The sequence below is a fragment of the Kerstersia gyiorum genome, from assembly GCF_048595715.1.
In the GTDB taxonomy this organism is placed as follows: Bacteria; Pseudomonadota; Gammaproteobacteria; order Burkholderiales; family Burkholderiaceae_B; genus Kerstersia; species Kerstersia gyiorum.
This window is the reverse complement of sequence record NZ_CP169556.1, coordinates 850,916-872,398: the sequence shown is the minus strand read 5'-3', so window position 1 is coordinate 872,398 and position 21,483 is coordinate 850,916. Positions and strand designations below refer to the sequence as shown.

18 protein-coding genes are annotated in these 21,483 nt (G+C 63.7%); 13 read left to right on the top strand and 5 right to left on the bottom strand.

The genetic code is table 11. The features are described from left to right. Positions 1 to 46: 46 nt before the first annotated feature. Together ACEW7X_RS03790 and ACEW7X_RS03785 are read left to right on the top strand one after the other, a co-directional pair. The gene (locus ACEW7X_RS03790) at positions 47 to 895 is read left to right on the top strand and encodes a Slam-dependent surface lipoprotein (RefSeq protein ID WP_130487281.1); all 849 of its coding nucleotides are present in this window, start codon (positions 47 to 49) and stop codon (positions 893 to 895) included. 98 nt (positions 896 to 993) lie between these two features. Then, positions 994 to 2,487 (top strand): surface lipoprotein assembly modifier, encoded by a 1,494-nt coding sequence (locus tag ACEW7X_RS03785; RefSeq protein ID WP_130487282.1) that lies wholly within the window; start codon positions 994 to 996, stop codon positions 2,485 to 2,487. 111 nt (positions 2,488 to 2,598) lie between these two features. Here ACEW7X_RS03785 and ACEW7X_RS03780 read toward each other — a convergent pair whose 3' ends face one another. Beyond that, the gene (locus ACEW7X_RS03780; protein WP_130487283.1) at positions 2,599 to 2,943 is read right to left on the bottom strand and encodes a DMT family protein; all 345 of its coding nucleotides are present in this window, start codon (positions 2,941 to 2,943) and stop codon (positions 2,599 to 2,601) included. 145 nt (positions 2,944 to 3,088) lie between these two features. Further along, on the bottom strand, positions 3,089 to 6,865 hold the full coding sequence (putA, locus tag ACEW7X_RS03775) for a trifunctional transcriptional regulator/proline dehydrogenase/L-glutamate gamma-semialdehyde dehydrogenase (protein WP_253596039.1): 3,777 nt from the start codon (positions 6,863 to 6,865) through the stop codon (positions 3,089 to 3,091). Between the two features lie 112 nt (positions 6,866 to 6,977). On the opposite strand from putA, the gene ACEW7X_RS03770 reads away from it, so the two are divergent. From ACEW7X_RS03770 to ACEW7X_RS03760, 3 genes are all read left to right on the top strand, one after another. After that, positions 6,978 to 7,463: an Lrp/AsnC ligand binding domain-containing protein gene (locus ACEW7X_RS03770; protein ID WP_068371656.1), complete on the top strand. Its 486-nt coding sequence runs from the start codon at positions 6,978 to 6,980 to the stop codon at positions 7,461 to 7,463. Positions 7,464 to 7,642: 179 nt separating this feature from the next. After that, positions 7,643 to 8,794 (top strand): ABC transporter substrate-binding protein, encoded by a 1,152-nt coding sequence (locus ACEW7X_RS03765; protein WP_253103192.1) that lies wholly within the window; start codon positions 7,643 to 7,645, stop codon positions 8,792 to 8,794. A gap of 146 nt (positions 8,795 to 8,940) precedes the next feature. Then, the gene (locus tag ACEW7X_RS03760) at positions 8,941 to 9,414 is read left to right on the top strand and encodes a MarR family winged helix-turn-helix transcriptional regulator (protein ID WP_068371650.1); all 474 of its coding nucleotides are present in this window, start codon (positions 8,941 to 8,943) and stop codon (positions 9,412 to 9,414) included. Positions 9,415 to 9,469: 55 nt separating this feature from the next. On the opposite strand, the gene ACEW7X_RS03755 is transcribed toward ACEW7X_RS03760, so the two are convergent. Beyond that, entirely contained in the window at positions 9,470 to 9,964 is a 495-nt protein-coding gene (locus ACEW7X_RS03755; RefSeq protein WP_127773275.1) for a MarR family winged helix-turn-helix transcriptional regulator, read from the bottom strand. Positions 9,965 to 10,234: 270 nt separating this feature from the next. Between ACEW7X_RS03755 and ACEW7X_RS03750 the strand changes: the two genes are divergently transcribed. The 4 genes from ACEW7X_RS03750 to ACEW7X_RS03735 all read left to right on the top strand — a co-directional run bounded on the left by ACEW7X_RS03750 (position 10,235) and on the right by ACEW7X_RS03735 (position 15,113). After that, on the top strand, positions 10,235 to 11,023 hold the full coding sequence (locus ACEW7X_RS03750; protein WP_253103190.1) for a crotonase/enoyl-CoA hydratase family protein: 789 nt from the start codon (positions 10,235 to 10,237) through the stop codon (positions 11,021 to 11,023). Between the two features lie 160 nt (positions 11,024 to 11,183). Continuing rightward, on the top strand, positions 11,184 to 13,463 hold the full coding sequence (locus ACEW7X_RS03745) for an acetate--CoA ligase family protein (RefSeq protein ID WP_253103188.1): 2,280 nt from the start codon (positions 11,184 to 11,186) through the stop codon (positions 13,461 to 13,463). Positions 13,464 to 13,544: 81 nt separating this feature from the next. After that, entirely contained in the window at positions 13,545 to 14,726 is a 1,182-nt protein-coding gene (locus ACEW7X_RS03740; RefSeq protein ID WP_068374867.1) for a thiolase domain-containing protein, read from the top strand. 3 nt (positions 14,727 to 14,729) lie between these two features. Further along, positions 14,730 to 15,113: a Zn-ribbon domain-containing OB-fold protein gene (locus tag ACEW7X_RS03735; RefSeq protein WP_068374868.1), complete on the top strand. Its 384-nt coding sequence runs from the start codon at positions 14,730 to 14,732 to the stop codon at positions 15,111 to 15,113. Positions 15,114 to 15,226: 113 nt separating this feature from the next. On the opposite strand, the gene ACEW7X_RS03730 is transcribed toward ACEW7X_RS03735, so the two are convergent. After that, entirely contained in the window at positions 15,227 to 16,519 is a 1,293-nt protein-coding gene (locus ACEW7X_RS03730) for a DUF445 family protein (protein WP_253103186.1), read from the bottom strand. A gap of 253 nt (positions 16,520 to 16,772) precedes the next feature. Between ACEW7X_RS03730 and ACEW7X_RS03725 the strand changes: the two genes are divergently transcribed. The 4 genes from ACEW7X_RS03725 to ACEW7X_RS03710 all read left to right on the top strand — a co-directional run bounded on the left by ACEW7X_RS03725 (position 16,773) and on the right by ACEW7X_RS03710 (position 20,183). Continuing rightward, positions 16,773 to 17,636, top strand: coding sequence for a helix-turn-helix transcriptional regulator (locus tag ACEW7X_RS03725; RefSeq protein ID WP_068374877.1), 864 nt, complete (start codon positions 16,773 to 16,775; stop codon positions 17,634 to 17,636). Between the two features lie 192 nt (positions 17,637 to 17,828). Then, the gene (locus ACEW7X_RS03720; RefSeq protein ID WP_420177617.1) at positions 17,829 to 18,464 is read left to right on the top strand and encodes a LysE family translocator; all 636 of its coding nucleotides are present in this window, start codon (positions 17,829 to 17,831) and stop codon (positions 18,462 to 18,464) included. 34 nt (positions 18,465 to 18,498) lie between these two features. Further along, on the top strand, positions 18,499 to 18,993 hold the full coding sequence (locus ACEW7X_RS03715) for a MarR family winged helix-turn-helix transcriptional regulator (RefSeq protein ID WP_420177616.1): 495 nt from the start codon (positions 18,499 to 18,501) through the stop codon (positions 18,991 to 18,993). Beyond that, positions 18,990 to 20,183: a multidrug effflux MFS transporter gene (locus ACEW7X_RS03710; protein ID WP_068374882.1), complete on the top strand. Its 1,194-nt coding sequence runs from the start codon at positions 18,990 to 18,992 to the stop codon at positions 20,181 to 20,183. Before ACEW7X_RS03715 ends, ACEW7X_RS03710 begins: the two co-directional genes overlap by 4 nt. Before the next feature lie 25 nt (positions 20,184 to 20,208). Here ACEW7X_RS03710 and ACEW7X_RS03705 read toward each other — a convergent pair whose 3' ends face one another. Then, positions 20,209 to 21,417, bottom strand: coding sequence for an MFS transporter (locus tag ACEW7X_RS03705; protein ID WP_415358842.1), 1,209 nt, complete (start codon positions 21,415 to 21,417; stop codon positions 20,209 to 20,211). Positions 21,418 to 21,483: the final 66 nt, after the last annotated feature.

The following is a 21,483-nucleotide window of genomic DNA, read 5'->3' as shown; positions in this document are numbered from 1 at the left end:
TTGAAAAAACGGTCGTCAACCAACCTTAACCTTAAGGAAAATTGAAATGAAGAAACTCTCGAAACTCGCCATCGCTTCCACCCTGGCCATGATGTCCATGCAAAGCATGGCAGCCACTGTGCTCGGCGGCGCAACGACCGCTTACGTAGTCGCAGGCCCTTCGACGCTGCAAGGCCCTGACCTGGCCGGTATTTCCATGCCTAGTTCGGCTGCTGGAACGCCCCTGCCACAATCTGGCATCGTCAGCTTCGCGGGTGGCCCGATCGCGCAAACAAAGGCCGCCTATAACGATCCCAACCATACGGGCTCCTACTACTACATCAAGATCGGCACCACCACGTTCTCCCAAACGTGGAAAGCAGAAACCGCCAACGGCACGGAAATCTATGCCTACCGCCAGATCAGCGATCCGCAACCGAATTATCCTCACTTTGGCGGCGAAGTCGTCGCCAAGGTGCCAGGCTACGAAGTCTATTTCGGTGAGTGGGCACCCAAGGGGTCGAATACCGGCATGGGCAACGACACCAACCTCAACCTCGATAACGACCTGCATACCGCGTTCTATGTCGGTGAGAACCCCACCACCAGCATGCCCACGCTGGTCAACGCCACCTATGACGTCGTAGGCGTGTCTCAGTACAACCCGGGCACGCAGGACGGCGTCTATACCGGCATCCTGACGGCGAACTATGGCGGCGGCAGCAACACGCTGACCGGCAACATCGACTACGTCAGCTTCGCCAACACGACCATCTCCGCTGACGGCTCCTTCGCCAATCTCGACGGCAGCATCAAGGGGCACTTCTACGGTGATGCGGCAGAAGCCCTCGCCGGCTACTACAAGGATGATCTCGTCCCCAGCGACAGCATGGCATTCGGCGGCGCCAGGCAATAACCCGCCGCCCTCCGCGATCACTCGCTAAGGCCGCAGGAAAGGGGCTGGTTCGCCCCCTTTCCTGCCTTTTTTCTCTCTGCGCCCCCATAGGCTTTCCCATGCTGCCCCGCTTTTTCCTCGCCATCATGGCGCTGTCCGGCCTGCTGACTGCTACCGCGCAGGCCGACGATGACGACACCCGCCTATTGCTCAACCAGATCGACCAGCGTACCGCCGAGCGGGAACGAGGCTATTTGCCTGAAGAGACGCCGCCAGGCATGGATCCCGCCTCTCTGATCACCATCGGCAAAACGACCTACAGCGTGGAAAATACCTTGGCTGACCTGGAACCGGCCATCTACGTGTCGATGAACTTGCGACAATGGCCCAAGCTTGCCCAGTTCGTCCAGAAATACCAGCAATTGCCCAGCTACGACACCAGCCTGGTTTTACTGGCCGAAGGCATGCTGGCGAGAGAGGCACGCGACTACGGCACAGCAGAACGCAAGCTGGAGCAAGCCTTGCAAGCCAACCCGCAGTTCTCCCGGGCCAAGCTGGAGCTGGCGCGCATGTATTTCGAGAATCAGAAATCCCGCGAAGCCGCTGAGCTGTTCAAACAGATTTCCATCGCAGGCATTCCCGAGGCAGTCAGGCCGGTTATTGAAAGTTTCGAGAATGCGCTGGGCGAACGCAATGCCTGGCATGGTTCCTTTGCCCTGGGCATGGGCTACAACAGCAACATCAACCAGGCCAACGGCATGAGCACGCAGTTCATCACTTGCCTGTTGCCAGGCATACTCTGCCGCCAGGCCACACGCACCATGCCAGCACCCATCTCGTCGGCCATGCTGAGCTATGACTTCGCCGCCATGCGGCGCTACCCGCTTGCCGGACATCACAACCTGCTGGTGCGCGGCATCAGCTACGGCAAGCTGCCTCGCCAGAATCGCCTGGCCGACAACGTGACCACCCACTACGACGAAAGCACCAGCCTGCTCTACGCGGGCTATAACTACCTGAGTGCGAGCCAGGATGTTTCGCTGACGCCGCTGTTCGAGCACAACTATGGCAATCACCATGTGCGCTACCAGGCGGCAGGGCTGCGGCTGGACTGGAAATACACCCTGGCCCCTGGCGCGCAGCTTGGCGTGAATGCGCAACGCAAACACTTCAGTTTCCGTGGTCAGGAACGCCAGTACTTCGCCAACTACGATGAAAACCAGTTCGGCCTCTACGGCTCCTACCTGCTGAACCCGAAGACCGCGCTTTATGGAGGCTTCAACTTCACCCGGAAACTGTTCCCGGATCGCACGGCAAGCAGCAAGGAATACATGGCGAACCTGGGCATGTACCGCCATTTCGATATCGGATTCCGTCTCAATGCCACCGCACTCTACCGACGCATACGCAACGACGAATTCAACGGTTTGATGGGCGGCAGGCGCAAGGATCACCAGCAAATTTACATTGTGAATCTCGCCATGCCCCGGCTGGCATTCGCTGGTGTCACGCCCAATCTGTACCTGAAACGCACGGTCAACAACAGCAGCCTGGACTGGGCCTATGCGTATCGGCAAACAGAAGCCATATTGAAACTCGAAGCCAGCTTCTGAGAACACAACAAGCCTGTTGCCTGCCTGCTTGCCCGGGTCCATGGCACAGGCTCGCATTGCCTGGCAAGCGGCTTGTCCGTCCCATTCAGGAAGAAGCGGAAATCGTACCGCCTACAGCGGCCCCTTGAACACAAACCAGGCCCCCAGCGCAATGAAGCCGAAGCCCACCAGATGGTTCAGCGTCAGGCTTTCCTTCAGATAGACCACCGAAAAGACGGCGAAGACTGCCAGCGTGATGACTTCCTGAATGGTCTTGAGCTGGGCGGCACTATAGACACCGTGGCCGATGCGGTTTGCCGGGACGGCCAGGCAATATTCCACCAGCGCGATCCCCCAGCTGATGAGAATGACTTTGGCCAGGGGGCTGTTGGGAAACTTCAAGTGCCCGTACCAGGCGATTGTCATGAAGACGTTCGAAGCCAGCAACAGCAGAATGGGGATCAGTTTGGGCGCCATGGCATACCGTCGATCTATCATCGGGACGGCTATTATGCCCCGCGCAGGCATGCCGCCCACAGCCAGACAGGCATCACGATGCGCTGTCTGGCACCGTTACGCAGAATGCTCCCGGCCTTCTGCGTAACGGTAACGGGCGAGCGGCTTACGCCATCGTCATCAGGCTGGCGTTACCACCCGCTGCCGCTGTGTTCACGCTGAGCGCGCGCTCGATGACCAGACGTTCCAGCGGGATGTCCGCTGCACCCGGCTTCAGGCTGGCGATACTGACGATGATGCCGTCACGGCTGGCGATCTGCTGCTGCAACTGCAGCAGCGAGGCTTCGTCGCCATGATGCAGGGCAGCGTCGAAGCTGGCCGTTGCCAGGTCGTCCGCCAGCAACACGCTGCTGCGGACTTCCTGCGGCAGTTGCTGGTGCAGGGTACGGGCCACGCTGTCCTGGCCATTCCAGACCATGCGGCTGCCCACGGCCAGGACCGCTGCCAGCTGCACGATGTAATCGCGTTCGCTCGCCGCTACGCCCAGGACGGCCATGCGCGGCAGCACGCTATACACGTTGTTTTCGCCCGTCGGCCCTGTCAGCGCATAGCTGTTGCCACTGAAGAACGCCATGGGTTCGCGCACCGGACGCACGCCGGGGTTCTGGCGCAGCCATTGCGCCAGGGCTTGCGCCGCTGCCGGCAGTGCAGCACGCTGTTGTGCGGCGCCCGTGGCAAAGGGCGTGGCCAGGGCCTTTTCCGGGCGCGTCGTCAGCAGGCGGTACAGATAGAGCGGCCCGCCGGCCTTGGGGCCGGTGCCTGACAGCCCTTCACCGCCGAAGGGCTGCACGCCGACCACTGCGCCCACGGTATTGCGGTTCACGTACATATTGCCGACATGTGCGCCTGCCACCACGTGTTCGATGGTTTCGTCGATGCGGGTGTGCAGGCCCATGGTCAGGCCATAGCCGGTATTGCGGATCTGCGCCAGGATGTTGTCCAGTTGCTCGCGACGGTAGCGAATCACGTGCAGCACCGGCCCGAAGACTTCGCGCTGCAGGTCGGCCAGGTCCGGCAATTCGATCAGCGTCGGTGCCACATAGGTGCCGTGGGCGGTCGCGGCACCACGCGCGGCCTCGCCCCCCAGCGACAGCTGGTGCACGGGACGTCCCTTGGCACGCAGTTGCTCGATGTGGCGGTCGATATTGGCCTGGGCTTCGGCGTCGATCACCGGGCCGATGTCATTGGCCAACAACGCAGGGTTGCCCAGGCGCAGTTCGGCCATGGCACCCTTGAGCATGGTGATGAGACGGTCGGCCGCATCTTCCTGCACGCACAGGACGCGCAGGGCCGAGCAACGCTGGCCGGCACTGTCGAAAGCGGAAACAATCACGTCCTGCACCACCTGTTCGGTCAGCGCGGAAGAATCGACGATCATCGCATTCTGGCCACCGGTTTCGGCAATCAGCGGCACCGGCTGGCCATTGGCGCCCAGGCGCCGCGCCAGCGTGCGCTGCAGGATGCGCGCCACCTCCGTGGAACCGGTGAACATCACGCCCTGGACGCGCTCGTCCGCCGTCAGGCGCGCGCCCACGACACTGCCGCTGCCGGGCACCAGTTGCACGGCTGCACGTGGCACGCCAGCCTGCCACAGCAGGCGTACGGCCTGCGCCGCCACCAGCGGAGTCTGTTCGGCAGGCTTGGCCAGCACCGTATTGCCGGCAGCCAGGGCGGCCACCACCTGGCCGGTGAAGATCGCCAGCGGGAAGTTCCACGGACTGATGCAGACCACCGGACCCAAGGGACGGTGCGTGGCATTGTCGAACTGGCTGCGCGCCTGGGCCGCGTAATAGCGCAGGAAGTCCACGGCTTCGCGGACTTCGGCGATGGCGTTGGCGTAGGTCTTGCCGGCTTCACGCACCAGAATTCCCATCAGCGGCTGGATTTCCGCTTCCATGGCATCGGCAGCACGATCCAGCATGGCGGCGCGCTCGGCCACCGGCACGGCGGCCCATTGAGGCGCGTAATCATGGGCGGCCTGCAAGGCGGCATCGACCTGCTCCACACTGGCGGCATGCACGGTACCGACTGCATCGCGCAGGTCCGACGGATTGCGCACCCGTTCGGCTTCGCCCAGCTGGTCCAGCTCCACCGCCAACATGGGGCGCGCCACCAAAGCGGCACGAGACGACTCGCGCAGGTTGGCGACCAGCTGTTCCAGCTGCTGTTCATTGGCAAGGTCCAGGCCGCTTGAATTGCGGCGGGCGCTGCCATACAGATCCAGCGGCAGCGGAATGCCCTGGTGCGGCAGGCCCAGCGTGCCTTCGGCGGCGGCCATGGCTTCGACCAGCGTCACCGGATCGCGTACCAGCTCTTCCAGGGAAATGCCCTGATCCGCCACACGATTCACAAACGATGTATTGGCGCCGTTTTCCAGCAAACGGCGCACCAGGTAGGCCAGCAGCGTTTCATGCGTACCCACCGGTGCATAGATGCGGCAGGGACGGCCCAGCTTGCCTTCGCTCACCGGCCCGACCACCTGTTCATACAGGGGTTCGCCCATGCCGTGCAGGCACTGGAATTCATATTGGCCGGGCTGATAATTTTCCGGGCCGGCCAGTTCATAAATCGTGGCCAGGGTCTGCGCGTTGTGCGTGGCGAATTGCGGGTAAATGGCATCCGGCGCGCCCAGCAGCTTGCGGGCGCAGGCGATGTAGGACAGATCGGTGTAGGGCTTGCGCGTATAGACCGGATAGCCGTCCATGCCGTCGATCTGGGCACGCTTGATTTCGCTGTCCCAGTAGGCGCCCTTCACCAGACGGATCATCAGGCGCTGGCCGCTGCGCCGCGCCAGGTCGATCACATAGTCGATCACGAAGGGGCAACGCTTCTGGTAGGCCTGGATGACGAAACCGATGCCCTTCCAGCCCTTCAGATCCGGCTCGAAGCACAGGCGCTCGAGCAGGTCCAGCGAGATTTCCAGGCGATCAGCCTCTTCCGCGTCGATATTCAGGCCGATATCGTATTGGCGCGCCAGGCGTGCCAGCTTCAGCACAATGGGATACAGCTCGGCCTGCACACGTTCCACTTGCGCACGGCTGTAGCGCGGGTGCAACGCGGACAACTTGATGGAAATCCCCGGGCCTTCATAGACGCCACGGCCATTGGATGCCTTGCCGATGGCGTGAATGGCCTGTTCGTAGTCATTCAGGTAGCGTTGTGCATCCTCCGCCGTCAAGGCAGCCTCGCCCAGCATGTCATAGGAATAGCGGAAGCCCTGCGGCTCCAGCGAACTCGCGTGGCGCAGCGCTTCTTCCATGGTTTCGCCGGTGACGAACTGTTCGCCCATCATCCTCATCGCCATGTCCACACCCTTGCGGATCAAGGGTTCGCCACCGCGCGCGATCAGGCGTCCCAGCGAAGCGCTCATGCCCTTTTCGCTATGGGTAGCCACCAGCTTCCCGGTGAGCATCAGACCCCAGGCTGCCGCATTGACGAACACGGACGGGCTTTGACCGACGTGTTCTTTCCAGTTGCCCCGGCTGATCTTGTCGCGGATCAGGACATCACGCGTCGCCTTGTCGGGAATACGCAGCAGCGCTTCCGCCAGGCACATCAGCGCAATCCCTTCCTGTGACGACAGCGCAAATTCCTGCAGCAGGCCTTGCACCAGGCCGGCTTTGCCGGACGCCGTCTTGCGCTGGCGCAGCGCACTGGCGACCTTGAGCGCCAGCGCCTGGGCGCGGCCGGAAAGATCCGCCGGCAGGCGCGCACGCTCCAGCAACCAGGGGACAGCTTCGGTTTCAGGCCGGCGCCAGGCCGCCGTAATGGCAGCCCGCAATTCGGATTGCGGCGCCAGCGGCGTCACATGGGCAAACGGGGCGGCGGCAGGAGCAGCAGCAGAGGAGGCCTGGGGGGCGGCTACAGGAGCGGAAATGGACATAGGATCATCCAAGAAAGACACAGGCGGATATCGCCAAATTTTTTGCTATTATCTTTGAAGATGATTAAAATTTTTCTCCATAAAAATCACCATAAATAGAGAAAAAATCAAAATGAGCACCGGGGAACACGAGTTAGACCGAATGGACATCCGCATCCTCGAACTGCTGCAGCAGGACGGCCGGATTCCCAACACAAAACTGGCCGAAGCCGTCTCTTTATCCCCTACTGCGGTACTCGCGCGAGTTCAGCGCCTGACCCGCGAAAACTACATCCTGGGCTACGAAGCACGACTCAATCCACGCAAGCTGAAAGCCGGTTTGCTGGTATTTGTGGAAGTCCTGCTCGACCGCACGACGCCGAATGTCTTTGAAGAGTTCAAGCTGGCCGTGCAAGACCGCCAGGAAATCATGGAATGCCATATGGTGGCAGGCGGCTTCGACTACCTGCTGAAAACCCGCCACGACAATATGGAAGCCTATCGGGATTTCGCCGGCCGGGTGCTGTGGCAATTGCCGGGGGTGCGCGAAACCCGCACCTATGCGGTCATGGAAGAGGTGAAAAGCTCCATGGCACTGGATTTGACGCATGCCTGGTAGGCCGGCCCCTACCCTACCCCTGGCCTGCAGGAAAAAACAGAAAAAAGAAAACAATTAATTTAACAAGGAAAACAAACAAATAAGGAAAACCCTTTATACACAGCAATATACGGGTTATTCCCATCGGTAAATCCTGGCCATATATTTATCATAATTAACAAAATAACCAGGAGACCACCATGTTGAAAACCCAGTTCCACGCGACGGCCTGGCTGGCAGCCAGCGCCAGCGCCATCGCCTTGCCCGCTGCTGCCGATGTCACCATCGGCGTTGTGTTGCCCTTGACCGGGCCGACCTCCGCCCTGGGCCTGCAGGTCCAGAATGGCATCAAACTCTGGCCAGATGAAATCGCTGGAGAGAAACTCAAAGTCATCGTCATGGACGACGCAACCGATCCCACCGTCGCCATCCGCAATACCCGGCGCCTGGTCACCGAAGACAAGGTCGATGTGATCGTCGGCTCGGCCGCCACGCCCATTGCGCTGGCCATGGTAGATGTAGCGTTGGAGTCGAAAACGCCGCAGCTGGCGGTATCTCCGCCCCCGATTCCGCCTGGCAAGGAAACCTGGACCTTCCGCCTCGCCCCCTCATCGGCCACGATTGCGGAAGCCATGTTCGACCACATGCAGCGCCAGGGCATCAAGACCCTCGGATTCCTGGGATATACCGACGCCTACGGTGAGTCCTGGCTGCAGGATGTCAGCAAAATGGCGGCAGATCATGGCATAGCGCTTTCCGCTGTCGAACGTTTCCAGCGAACCGACAACAGCGTGACCGGCCAGAGCCTGAAGCTGGTAGCCGCCAATCCGGATGCCGTCCTGATCGTCGCCTCCGGTTCCGGTGCAGCCATGCCGCACCGGGCCATGGTCGAACGCGGCTACAAGGGCAAGCTTTACCAGACCCACGCGGCCGCCAGCCGGGATCTGCTGCGCGTCGGCGGCAAGGCGCTCGAAGGCGCCTACGTCCTGTCCGGGCCTGCTGTCGTCGCGGAACAGTTGCCGGCGGATTTCCCGTCCAAACAGGCAGCCATGGACTACGTCCAGCAATACGAGGCGAAATACGGTCCCGGTACACGCAATCAGTTCGCCGCCCACGCCTATGACATCCAGGAACTGCTCAAGCATGTCATCCCCATGGCGCTGCAATCCGCCAAACCGGGAACGCCCGAATTCCGTGCCGCACTGCGCGACGCGCTGGAGGCGATGCCGGAACTGCCCGTCTCCCAGGGCATGCTCGATTACACCCCCAGCGATCACTGGGGTTTTTCGCCGAAAAGCACAGTCGTGTTGAAAGTCGTCAATGGTGATTGGCAACTTGAACCCAAGGACTGAATCCCGCCACCTAAAGATATCCTCCCTGGGCAACAGGGAGGATTTCCCTGCTCATGCAGTGAATCCCTAGCGAAAACTCAGCGGCTACCTGCATTCTCTCCATGCAACCGGGCCATAATATAGACCTGCGACAATCAAGGTCCGACATGGAAGAAAAAGACCCGCAAGCCCTTTCGAGCTCATCCACGCTGGATACCAGTTGCCTGCACCATGTACTGGGACACCAGTTGGCCATGGCCACCGCCCCTACCCGCAAGGTATTCATCAAGCACATCGGCCAGCCGCTGGATCTGCGGCCGGCAGAATTCTCCATGCTGCTGATCATTGCCAACAATGCAGGCGTCACGCAAAAGCAGCTGGCCCAGGCGCTGGCCCTGCCGGCACCGAAGGTCACTGTCATGCTGGACCGCCTGAGCGAAAAAGGCCTGCTGCTGCGCGAGCGCAATACCACGGACAAGCGCTCCATCCGTGTGCACCTGACTCCCGCAGGACAGGAACTGGCCGACCGCGGCTACCAGATTTCCCTGCGCATGGAAAACGACCTGCTGCGCGGCCTGACCCAGGCAGAACGCTTCATGCTGCTGGAACTGCTCAACAAGGTTGCACGCCGTTCCCGCTAAGGCCGGGCCCGTCCCACGCTCTTCCTACCCACACGGCAGACAACAGCGCCACGGCTCATGCAGAAGCCGGCGCAGCTACTTTTTCAAGCAAACGCATCAACTGTTGCCGCTCGCCGGTGTCCAGCCGTTCTGCCAGCGCACGCTCGTAGGTATCCATTTTCCGCCGCAGTGCCAGCAGCTCTTCGCGTCCCGCGCCCGTCACCGCCAGCGCATGGCTGCGCCGGTCGCCTGGTACCGGGCAACGCTGCACAAAACCATGGCGCTCCAGCGTATCTATCACCTTGACCACGCTGGCACGGTTGACCTGCAGGTGTTCCGCCAGCGCCGACTGGTTCATTCCTGGATGCGTGGCGATCAACGATAGCGCGGTAATTCGCGCAGGCGTCAGTGCATCCGCACCCAGTATGCCGAACAACAGCTCGTAGGAACGAACCTGTGCGCGCCTCAGCGCATAGCCCAGCGCGTCGCGGCACAGATCCAGCGCCGCATCCTCCGGCGCGGCAGGCGCCTGCCCGCCAGTAGCCAGCACCCGGTCGTCAGCGTTCATCATCCCATGCCTCCCCGCCTCGGCGCATGCACCCTCCGGCCACAATATAAATTATAAAAAAACAAAATATCTAATTTCAGGGTCTGTATTCCCATCTGGAAAACCGCTCGCCAATTAAGGGAAAAACCTATGAAAAATTGCGTTGCCTAGCCCTTGCAGCAAAAAGAATAGCATGACAGACTGTTATCCAACATAACAGTTAATAAAGATAATTAAATAGCTACGGACATACCGCGTCTGCAACAACGCGTCCGGACCTGCCAGGAGAAGACAATGCCCACCCCCCGGAACACCCCGCTGGTGACACTGGAGATAGACGGCGCCATCGCCACTATCACCCTCAACCGGCCGGAGAAATGCAACGCGCTCAGCATGGGCGTCATCCGTGAACTGCAGGAGTGCTTCGCCGGGCTGCCCGGTAGCGTCCGGGCTGCCATCCTCAACGGCGCAGGGACGCACTTCAGTGCTGGGCTGGACCTGAGCGAACTCGCCGACACCAGCACGGCCGAAGGCATACAGCAGTCGCTGGCCTGGTATGAGGCATTCTCGCGCATTCAATTCGGCCGCGTCCCGGTGGTGGCCGTGCTGCATGGCGCAGTCGTCGGCGGCGGGCTGGAGCTGGCCAGCACGCTGCACGTCCGCATTGCAGAGGAAAGCGCCTATTTCGGCTTGCCGGAAGGACAGCGCGGCATTTTCCTGGGCGGCGGAGGTTCGGTACGAATCGCCAAGCTGATCGGTTTTTCCCGAGTCACCGAAATGATGCTGACGGGCCATGTCCTGGACGCACGCGAAGCCCATGCCAGCGGCCTGGTGCATTACGTCACGCCGCCCGGCGCAGGCCTGGCCAAGGCCAGGGAATTGGCGGAACGCATCGCAGGCAATGCGCCGATGTCCAATTTTTCCATCCTCAATGCCCTGCCCCTGATCGCCGAACAGCCCATGTCCCACGGATTGTTCACCGAGGCGCTCATGGCGGCGATCGCGCAAGGAGAACCGGCCGCCAAGGAACGCCTGCAGGCATTCCTGCAAAAACGTGCCGCCAAAGTAATGCCCGGCCATTAAGGCAGCCTGCTGCCGCCGGCATGCCGCACGCCACCGATCCCGCGCCTGCGGCAGCGATACATAACAAGAAGCAGCCCCACCGCTGGCCGCGCCCCATGCGCCCGCCCCCCCAGGCTGGCGTTACGGCGGCGTGCAACCAGTCCTGTTGCCCGAGGAGACCATGAAACCCACCCCCAACACGGCGCCCCACGCCCCCGACACGGCCACGCCGGATATCCGCCCGTTCTTCCGCCCAGCTTCCGTCGCCATTATCGGCATGTCCAGCAAGCCCGGTTCCGCCGGGCAGGTGGTACTGGCCAACCTGCTTAATGGCGGCTACCAAGGACCGATTCATCTGGTGGGCCGCAGCGGCGGCATGCTGGACGGCCGGCCGGTGCTCACCGATATCTCGCAGTTGCCGGACGGTATTGAACTCGCCATCCTGATGCTGCCCTCCGAGGCTGTGCGCGACGCGGTGCAGGCCTGCGTCGCCAAAGGCATACGGGGCGCCGTCTGTTTCGCCTCGGGCTTTGCGGAAATGGGCGAGGCCGGCCGCCAGCAACAGCAGGAAATCGCCGCCATAGCCCGCGCGGGCGGCCTGGCCCTGCTGGGCCCCAACACCGTGGGCTATTTCAACTACGCCGATGCGTTCTACGTGATGATGGTGCCCTTGGTTCTGCCACCGCGCCTGAACCCGGAAGATGGCCCGGCCATCGCCATCGTGGCCCAGAGCGGCGGCGTGGGCGCCCATATCGCCGCCTCGCTGCTGGCACGTGGCGTACCGCTGTCATACATGATGACCACCGGCAACGAAGCCCAGACCGGACTGGCGGAAATGGTGCGTTTCTATGCCGCAGACCCGTATACCGGCGCCATTGTCATTTACGCCGAGCAAATCCGTTCAGCCGCCGATTTCCTGGATGCCGCCCGTGCGGCGCGAACGCAGGGCAAGCCTGTCATCATGCTGCACCCAGGCCGCAGCGAGCAATCCCAGGCAGCGGCGCAATCCCATACCGGCGCTCTCGCTGGCAACCACGCCGCCATGCGCTTGATGGCCCGTCATGCCGGCGTGCTGGTGGTGGACACCCTGGAAGAAGTCATTGACGTCGGCCAATTGATGCTGCGTTACCCCACCCCGCCCACCGGCGGACTGGGGCTGGTCACCGCCTCGGGGGCCATCTGCGGCCTGGCGCAAGACTATGTGGACACCCTGGGCCTGGCCATGCCGCCGCTCTCCCCGGCGCAGGCCGAAACGCTGCGCGGGCACTTGCCGGCTTTCCTGCCATCGCGCAATCCGCTGGATATCGGCACTTTATCCGCCTACCAGCCCTCGATTCTGGAGACCGGTGTGGCCGCACTGCTGGCCGATCCCGGCATAGGCAGCCTGCTGGCCTCCATGCCCATGCCCGAACCGGCCGCCTCGGTTGAATGGCTGAACTACTTTCTGGCGGGCGCCGCAGACAGCGGCAAACCGGCGATCTATGTCATGCAAAATGAGGACACGCCACCGGCAGCCGACTTTATTGCGCTGGCGCGCAAACATCGCGCCGTCATCATGCGCTCCCCGGAGCGCGCCTTGCGGGCGCTGGCTTGCGTCACCCGCTTCGGCCTCGAACAGTCCACCGCTCAGTCCACCGCTCAAGCCGCGGCACAGACCGCTACACACACTGCTGCACAAACCGCCAAGCAGCCCGCCATGAACACGCCTGGCGCCATGGCTGCTCCCGCTGCCACCGCCACTGCCATCATTACCTCTCGCGCCCATGCCTCCAGCGCCCCGCCCGAGCCATGGCCTGCGATGGCGCCAGGCGCCCAAGCCGAATGGCTGGGCAAGCAGGTTTTGCGGACGCTTTCCATTGCCACGCCGCCGGGAGACCTGGCGCGCTCCCTGGAAGACGCCCTGCATATTGCTGCCGGTATCGGCTATCCCGTCGCCCTCAAGGCCCAGGCTGCCCATCTGACACACAAAAGCGACGCCGGCGGCGTCTTATTGAATATTGCCGATGCGGACGCCCTGCGCGCGGCCTGGCAGACTTTGCAGGACAACATCCGGCGTGCCGCGCCAGATGTGGAACTGGACGGCGCTTTGGTCGAGAAAATGGGCGCGCGCGGCCTCGAACTCGTGGTTGGCGCCAGCCGTGACCCGCAGTGGGGGCCGATTCTGATGGTTGGCCTGGGCGGTATTTGGGTCGAAGCGCTGGGCGACGTGCAATTGCTGCCGCCAGACCTGCCGCAGGACGCCATCATCAGCAAGCTGCTGGCTCTCAAGGGCCATCAGCTGCTGCGCGGGTTCCGCGGCCAGCCTGCCGTGGATCTGCCCGCCGTGGCCAAGGCCGTCGCGCAGATCGGGCACTTGATGCTGACGCGCCCTGAGATTGCGGAAATAGACATCAACCCCCTGGTGGCCTACCCGGAAGGCCAGGGCGTCATGGCGCTTGATGCGCTGCTGGTGACCCGCTGAACCCGCGGCATGGCGCCTGCCAAACACGCGCCATGCCTTCGTCCGGCAGCGCCGCCCCGCTGCCACACAAGGAAACCGAGCATGAAAGGACAGGCATATATCGTTGGTGCCTACGAGCACCCAAGCCGCGACGCCGCTGACAAAACCCTGGCCCAGCTGCATATTGAATCCGCGCTGGGCGCGCTGGCCGATGCCGGGCTGAGCCTGCAGGATGTGGACGGCTATTTCTGCGCCGGAGATGTGCCGGGCTGGGAGTCCCCCGGCTCCGGCCCGATGTCTGTCGTGGAATACCTGGGACTGAACCTACGGCACCTGGACACCACCGAGACCTGGGGCTCGGCCTACATCAATCACGTCGCCCATGCGGTGCAGGCCATTGCCGCCGGCAAGTGCCGCGTGGCGCTCATCACCCAGGGCGGCCGGCCAAGGGCGGAAAAATTGCCCCCCGAGGCCGCCATGCGCCTGCAGCCGCAGCACGCCCCGGAAGCGCAGTTCGAACTGCCCTACGGCGCCGTGGTCACCAATGTGTATGGCATGTGCGCCGCGCGCCACATGCATGAACACGGCACGACCGCCGAACAGCTGGCCTGGATCAAGGTCGCCGCGTCCCACCACGCCAGCCACAATCCGCATGCCATGCGGCAGGAAATCGTGACCGTACAGGATGTGCTGGATTCCCCTGTCATCGCCACGCCGCTGCACCGGCTGGACTGCTGCATCATCAGCGACGGCGGCGGCGCGCTGGTGCTGGCGCACCCGGATATCGCCCGCAGCCTGAAACGCCCGCTCGTCACGCCCACTGGCGCGGGCTTCAACGTGCGCCACCTCAATGGCGGCTATTTCGACATCCTGGCTTCGGGCGGCGTGCGCAGCGGCGCCGAGGCCTTTGCCCAGGCCGGCGTGCGGCCTGCGGACATCCAGTACGCCTCGCTCTACGACAGCTTTACCATCACTGTCCTGATCCAGCTGGAAAACCTGGGCTTCTGCGCCCCCGGCACCGGCGGACGCTTCGTCGCCGATGGCGGGCTGATTTCAGGTACCGGACGCCTGGCGGTCAATACGGACGGCGGCGGCCTGTGCAACAACCATCCCGGCAACCGGGGCGGCATGACGCGCCTGCTGGAAGCCGTGCGCCAACTGCGCGGCGAAGCCCACCCGGCCGTCCAGGTGCCCGATTGCCGGCTAGCGCTCGCGCACGGCACCGGCGGGCAACTGGGCGGCCGCCACGGCAGCGCCACCATGATTCTGGAACGTGAGGACTGATCCATGAGCTCCCGCAACATCATCCCTCCCCAGCCCAACCCGGAAACGGCGGCATACTGGCAAGCAGCCAATCAGGGCAAACTGATGCTCAAGCGCTGCTGCGACACGGGCACCGCCTTTTACTACCCGCGCGACCATAGTCCCTTTACCGGCGGCGCGACCGAATGGTTCGAAGCCAGCGGCCAGGCCACGCTATACAGCTACAGCATTTTGCTGCGCAGCCCGGCGCCCTATTGCCTGGCTTATGTGCAACTGGCCGAAGGCCCCCTCATGATGAGCAACATCCTCACCGAGGATTTCAACAGCCTGAGCATTGGCCAGGCCCTGCGCCTGGACTTCCTGGACAGCGGCAACGGCCAGCAACTGCCGGTGTTCCGCCCGGCCTGAAGCCGTCCCTCGCCGCCGCAGGCCTATGTGTGAACCGCAGGCCTGTGTGAAACATTGATGCCTGCCGCCTGGGGCAAGCGTCCGCCAGACCTGGGGGCACCTTGCCCCCAGGTCTAGGCTGCCATCAACAAGACCAGCGCATGCAGGGCCAGGCCGATCAGGCCGCCGACCAGCGTGCCGCTGAAGCGGATGTACTGCAAGTCGCTGCCCACGCTGCGCTCCAGCTCCTGCACGAGCTGGCGCTCGTCCCAGTTCCGTACCGTCCGGGAAATGTGCTCGGTCACGCCATCGCGCAGCCGGTCGGCCAGTTTGGCGGCATTGCTCAAGATGTGCTCGTTCAGGGCATCGCGCAGCGAGTCATCATCACGCAACCGTTCCCCGAAACCGGCCAGCGCTTTTTCCAGATGACGGCCTATGGCCGAATCCGGCGCGGCCAGATCGGCCCGCAGCAAGGCCATGATGTCTGCCCACACGCCGTCGATATAGGCCTGCACCTGCCCATGCGCCAGCAGACGCTGCTTCATGGCATCCACCTGCTCGGCCAGCGCCGGGTCGCTGCCCAGGCGGCGCACGTAATCCGCCACCCAGGCTTCATAGTCGCGCCGCAACGGGTGCCCAGGCTCTTCCAGCACGGCCTGCATTTCCTCCAGCAGCGCCCGCGCCAGGCGGTCGGCCAGGCGGCCGGACAGTTCGTCCACCGACGTCACCGCCCCCACCACCTTGAGCAAGGTGGGCCATTCGCGGCTGGCATAACGCACCATCATCGCAGAGATGCGCTGCTTGACGGCCTCGTCGCCGATGTAGCCGCCCAACTGGCGCAGCGCTTCGTCCAGCAGTACCTGGTGACGGCCGTCGCGCGTCAGTAGATTCAAAATTTCGCTGGCGGTGCCCGCCGCATTCCAGCGCAGCAAATAGCCGCGCAGCGAATCGGTCAGCGCCGCCTTGACGGCCTTGTCATCCAGCAAGTCCAGGCCCTGCAAGGCCGTCTGGCGCAGGCCCGCCCCCAGGCGCTCACGTTGTGCCGGCTCAGCCAGCCAGGCGCCCAGGCGGGCGGCAGGGTCGAACAACTTCAGTTTTTCCAGCAGGGTTTCCGGCGCCAGGAAATGGTCACGCACAAACACGGCCAAGCTGTCGCCGATCCGTTCCTTCTTGTTCGGAATAATGGCGGTATGAGGCAAGGGCAGGCCCAGCGGGTGGCGAAACAGGGCAACCACAGCGAACCAGTCGGCCAGCGCCCCGACCGTGGCCGCTTCACAGAAGGCGCGCAACCACGCCCAGCCGCCCTGGCCGCCCATCAGGTGGCTGGTGATGAAACCCGCCAGGGTCAGCGCCAGCAAACCCAGCGCACGCCGCTTCATGCGGCGCAGCGTACGATTCTGTTGCTCCAGCGCAGCGCTGTCTGTCATGACTGTCCGTCCGTGAAGCCCTGCATTGTCCGGCCCGCTCCGTTCCGGCCATCGACCGCAACGAGGCCTCGCCTTGGCGGGCCGTGGGCTGAAAGAAATGAATGCGAATAAGGAATACGCATAATATTAGGCTACTGCGATAGCCGGTATCCGCCCTGTTTTCTCAAGCGCCCGGTCTGTCTGCCCCAAAACGTGCACTGCGTTTCCCTGTTGTCCTTCACGATCCCGCCAGCGGGCCTGTCCCGTCCTGCCCATGCCATCCACCGCCACTGCCATCCCGCCCGTTCCTGCCGCCGATGTCCGGCTCTGGCGCGACCCCCTGCTGCCGCATGTCGAACTGCGGCAGGCCAGCCACAGCCGTGCCTGCTATGTGCCCCACAGCCACCCCAGCTATTCCATAGGCGCAATCGACAGCGGTCATAGCCTGTTCACCGGCGCCCAGGGCGGCCTGCGGCGTACCGGCCCCGGCACCCTGGTGTACGTACCGCCAGCGCATGTCCATGCCTGCAATCCGGCCTCCCTGGAAAGCTGGAGTTATCACATGCTGCACCTGGATGCCGCCTGGATGGAAGACCTGCGCATCGAACACGCAGCACTATCGGGTGCGTCGCATGCGCCCCGGTACATGGATCAGGTCATGCTGGCCACCGCGCCACCACGGTATGCGGCCTATCGCCAGCTGGCGCAAATACTGGGCACTGGCCAGCCAGCTTGCGCCAAGGATGCCGCACTCATTGAATTCGTCATGGACAGCGATACCCGGCCAGCCGCTGCCCCCTTGCCACCGCTGGCCCGCTGCGCCCCCGGCCCGGCACTGCTGCGGGTGATGGACGCCTTGCGCGACGACCCGGCGGCCAATCCGTCGCTGGCCGGGCTGGCCGCCCTGGCCGGCATGGGCCGCTACCAGCTGATACGCGCCTTCCGCGCAGCGACGGGCATGACACCCCATGCCTACCAGCTGGATTTCCGCATCAATCAGGCGCGAGACTGGCTGCGCCAGGGCGCCAGTCTGGCCGATACGGCCTATCGGCTGGGCTTCGCGGACCAGAGCCATTTCCAGCGCATGTTCAAGGCCCGCGCCGCCATGCCGCCTGGCCGCTACCGCAGCGGCGCCTAGCGCGGCCGCCCACCGGGGCGCGGTCATACCGGCGGCTGCCGCCAGCCTCTCTCGCTGCTCCTTCCGCAGCCCCCGCCCAGGGGCGCCACGCCTGCTGGCGGCAGGGGTACGCCATATCCGCCGCAATTTCATTCAATACCTGATCCCGGACACCGGACACACTGGCGGCCATCGCCTCTGCCTGTCCTTGCCATGTCCACCTTTCTTCTGATTGCCACCGCCCATTTCTTCGCCCTCCTTGCTCCCGGCCCGGATTTCCTGCTGATCACCCGTCTCGCCGCTGGCAATGGCCTGCGCGTCGCAGCCAGCGCCTGCCTGGGCATCGCCCTCGCCAATGGCCTGTTCATCGCCATCGCATTCGCCGGGCTGGATCTGCTGAAACCGGACACAGTGTTGTTTCGCGGCCTGCAGATGGCAGGCGGCGCCTATCTGCTTTACCTGGCGCTGGCCTTGATGCGCAGCAGCAAGCCCACCTCACCCGGCGCAGAGCGCCAATTGCCCGCCCATGCGCCACGCTTGTCCTGGGCGCGCGCGCTGGGCATGGGCGGGCTATCGGCCCTGCTCAACCCGAAAAACGCATTGTTCTACGGCAGCCTGGCCTCCATGCTCGCCAGTACCCATACCCCGTCACTCTGGCTCTGGCTATGCGGCATCTGGATGTTCTGCGTCGTGCTGGCCTGGGATCTGCTGGTCGCCGCGCTCATCGGCAACCCTTGGGCGCAGCGCCACTATCATCGCTGGCTGCCAGTGGTAGAACGGATCTGCGGCCTTTTACTCGGCTTGCTGGGCCTGCTGATGTTATGGCAGGGATTAACTCCAAAAAAATAGATTGCATACCATCAATTGATATATAATCTATTTTATGGACACACACCCTGACTCTCTTTCAGGCGCGCAGGATTCCCCTCACGTCAATGCCAACACTACCTTTCCGTCGCTGGTCAGCTGTGTCGCGCGCCAATGGCGCCGCGCACTGGATGCCGAATTGCAGCCTCTGGGGCTGACCGAGGCAACCTGGCGTGCCCTGCTGCATGCGTCTCGCGCAGCCGCGCCGCTGCATCAAAAAGATCTGGCTCGCACCATGGGGCTGGACAGCTCCTCAGTGGTGCGCCTGCTCGTCACCCTGGAGCGCGACGGCCACATCGTGCGCGTCGAAGACGCCGACGACAAGCGTGCCAAGCGCATCCTGCTGACCGAATCCGGCCGGGCGCTCAGCCTGCGGGTTGAAAGCATCGCCGGCGAAGTCCGCGCCCGGCTGCTGGGCGGGCTGCCCGAAGACGAGCTCGCCCTGGCCATGAAAGTCCTGCGCCAGGTATCCGCCACCCTGGCCGCCAACAACAGCGATACCCAATCATGATGTCCGCGCCTCAGGGCCGGCCGCCATTCTGGCTGCTGGCCGTCATTACCATCGCCAGCACCATGGCGATGAATCTGTTCGTCCCGGCCCTGCCCGCCGCCGGGCTGGAACTACATGCCAGCAACGGCGCCATGCAGGCCACCATCAGCGTCTATATCCTGGGTTTGTCGGCCGGCCAGCTGGTGTACGGCCCGATAGCAGACAGTATCGGCCGCCGCCCGACACTGATGGCCGGCCTGATCCTGTACGTTGCCGGCAGCCTGCTCGCGGCGTTTGCCGGCAGCCTGTCAGGCTTGCTCGGCGCACGGCTGCTGCAGGCACTGGGCGGCTGCGCCGGCCTGGCGCTGGGGCGCGCCATCGCCCGCGATACTTCGGAAGCCCATGACGCGGTACGCCGCCTGGCGCTGCTCAATCTGATGATGATGCTGGGCCCCAGCCTGGCGCCGCTGCTGGGCGGCATCATGACCAGTCACACCGGATGGCGCACCGTTTTCTACATGATGACCGTAATCGGCGCGGCCACGCTGGTGCTGTCCTGGCGCCTGCTGCCCGAAACCCTGCCCAGTGCCAACCGCCAGACCTTCCACCTGGGCCAGGTCGCGCGCAACTACCACACCCTGCTGCACTCACGCGCCTTCGTCTATCTGTCCATCGGCGGCGGGCTGACCACCACCAGCATGCATGCCTTTATCTCTAGCGCTCCCTTCATCTTCCACGACCGGCTGGGCCGCCCGCTACATGAAGTCGGCCTCTACCTGTGCGCGCTCATCTTCGGCATGTCGCTGGGCAATGCCGTGACCAGCCGGCTGGTCACGCGCATGGCCGCCAATCGCCTGCTGATCGGCGGCACCCTGCTGAGCCTGGCTGCCGCTGCCTCTCTGGCCGCCCAGGTTGCCATCGGCCACCTGAGCGTCACCGGCATCCTGTTGAGCATGACCGCCCTGACCTGCGGCGCTGGCATCGCCAGCCCGGCCATCCTGACCAAAGCAATCAGCGTCGATGCCAAACTGATCGGTTCGGCTTCCGGGCTGTACGGCAGCACACAGATGCTGATGGGTGCCATCTGTACCGGGCTGGCAGCCGCCATCGGCAACCCGGCAGTCGGCGCTGCCGCCGTGCTGCTGGGTGCAGCGATACTGGCCCAGGTCTGCCTGCGGCGCGGGCTGCAACACCTGCCGCCCGAGGCCTGAACCCCTTGCCGCCCCGGCGCTGCCGTCAGGCGCTGGGGGTGCTGCCCCGCGCATAGCGCGCATCCAGCCACAAGGCGAAGAAATTCAGGCAGCCTATCCCTGCTCCCGTCAGGCAGACGGCCTGCCAGCCGCCATGTTGCCACGCCAGGGAACCCAGGGCGGAACCCAGCGCCGCCCCCCCGAAATAACAGGTCATGTAGACTGCATTGATGCGCGAACGGGCCTCTGGCAACAGGCGGTAGATCACATGCTGGCTACTGATGTGTATGCCCTGCAAGGCCAGGTCTATCATCAATACCCCAGCCAGAAACCAGGCCAGGGAATCACGGCCCAGCCAGAGCATGCCCCACCCCAGCACCAACAAGACCGCGGAAGTCCGCATCGTCGTCTGGCCCCAGCCGCGATCCGCCAGGCGGCCCGCTACATTGGCCATCAGGGCGCCGGCCACGCCAGCCAGTCCAACCAGCCCGATGGCCATGTCCGACAATCCGTGCCCTGGACCGGCCAGCAGCAACGCCATCGTGGAAAACAGCACACTGACTGCGCCAAAGGAAATTCCGCCCATCAAGGCCGTGCTGCGCAGCCGTGGCAGACGCACCAGCAAGCCCCCCAGCGAACGCAGCGTCGCCAGATAACTGGTGCGCGCTGCGGTCGCCGGAGCATCGGGCAGGGAACGCCACAGTGCCAGCGCCACCAGCAGCATGGCCACGCCGCCTACGCGGTACACCAGTTGCCAGCCCCCTGCTTCCGACAGCACGCCAGCCACGCTGCGCGCCAGCAGAATGCCCATCAGCAGGCCGCTCATGACCAGCCCCACCGCCCTGCCGCTGGCGCCCGGCGCGGCCAGCGCAGCTGCCATCGGCACCAGCACCTGGGCCGCCACCGAAAACAGGCCCGTCAGCAAGGTCCCCACGGCCAGCCAGGCAAACGAGGCGGAAAAACCGCTGAGGAACAAGCCCGCGGCGGCCAATAGCATCATCACAACGGCCAGGCGACGACGGGCCAGCATGTCACCCAGCGGCACCAGCAGAAACAAGCCGACGCCATAGGAGACCTGGGCGATGGTCACCGTAATGGATGAGGTGGATTCCGACACGCCGAAAGACCGGGCAATGGAATTGAGCAGCGGCTGATTGAAATAATTGGCCCCCGCGCACAGGCCACAGGCAATAGCCATCAACAGCAGGATACCGCTGGACAACACCGGTGTACCTCCGGCAGTTGCCGCCTGCACGGGCTGCGCGCGCAAATTTCCCTCCGACACTGCTTCTCCTTTTTGCATGGGCAAGCCGGCCTCGAC

Excerpts from the sequence above, each read along its gene's own strand:
- ACEW7X_RS03760 (WP_068371650.1), top strand. The coding sequence starts at position 8,941 with ATGGAAGAAAAAGACCCGCAAGCCCTTTCGAGCTCATCCACGCTGGAT.
- ACEW7X_RS03730 (WP_253103186.1), bottom strand. The coding sequence starts at position 16,519 with ATGACAGACAGCGCTGCGCTGGAGCAACAGAATCGTACGCTGCGCCGC.
- putA (WP_253596039.1), bottom strand. The coding sequence starts at position 6,865 with ATGTCCATTTCCGCTCCTGTAGCCGCCCCCCAGGCCTCCTCTGCTGCT.
- ACEW7X_RS03765 (WP_253103192.1), top strand. The coding sequence starts at position 7,643 with ATGTTGAAAACCCAGTTCCACGCGACGGCCTGGCTGGCAGCCAGCGCC.
- ACEW7X_RS03780 (WP_130487283.1), bottom strand. The coding sequence starts at position 2,943 with ATGGCGCCCAAACTGATCCCCATTCTGCTGTTGCTGGCTTCGAACGTC.
- ACEW7X_RS03785 (WP_130487282.1), top strand. The coding sequence starts at position 994 with ATGCTGCCCCGCTTTTTCCTCGCCATCATGGCGCTGTCCGGCCTGCTG.
- ACEW7X_RS03720 (WP_420177617.1), top strand. The coding sequence starts at position 17,829 with ATGTCCACCTTTCTTCTGATTGCCACCGCCCATTTCTTCGCCCTCCTT.
- ACEW7X_RS03725 (WP_068374877.1), top strand. The coding sequence starts at position 16,773 with ATGCCATCCACCGCCACTGCCATCCCGCCCGTTCCTGCCGCCGATGTC.
- ACEW7X_RS03750 (WP_253103190.1), top strand. The coding sequence starts at position 10,235 with ATGCCCACCCCCCGGAACACCCCGCTGGTGACACTGGAGATAGACGGC.
- ACEW7X_RS03735 (WP_068374868.1), top strand. The coding sequence starts at position 14,730 with ATGAGCTCCCGCAACATCATCCCTCCCCAGCCCAACCCGGAAACGGCG.
- ACEW7X_RS03790 (WP_130487281.1), top strand. The coding sequence starts at position 47 with ATGAAGAAACTCTCGAAACTCGCCATCGCTTCCACCCTGGCCATGATG.
- ACEW7X_RS03710 (WP_068374882.1), top strand. The coding sequence starts at position 18,990 with ATGATGTCCGCGCCTCAGGGCCGGCCGCCATTCTGGCTGCTGGCCGTC.
- ACEW7X_RS03770 (WP_068371656.1), top strand. The coding sequence starts at position 6,978 with ATGAGCACCGGGGAACACGAGTTAGACCGAATGGACATCCGCATCCTC.
- ACEW7X_RS03755 (WP_127773275.1), bottom strand. The coding sequence starts at position 9,964 with ATGATGAACGCTGACGACCGGGTGCTGGCTACTGGCGGGCAGGCGCCT.
- ACEW7X_RS03745 (WP_253103188.1), top strand. The coding sequence starts at position 11,184 with ATGAAACCCACCCCCAACACGGCGCCCCACGCCCCCGACACGGCCACG.
- ACEW7X_RS03740 (WP_068374867.1), top strand. The coding sequence starts at position 13,545 with ATGAAAGGACAGGCATATATCGTTGGTGCCTACGAGCACCCAAGCCGC.
- ACEW7X_RS03715 (WP_420177616.1), top strand. The coding sequence starts at position 18,499 with ATGGACACACACCCTGACTCTCTTTCAGGCGCGCAGGATTCCCCTCAC.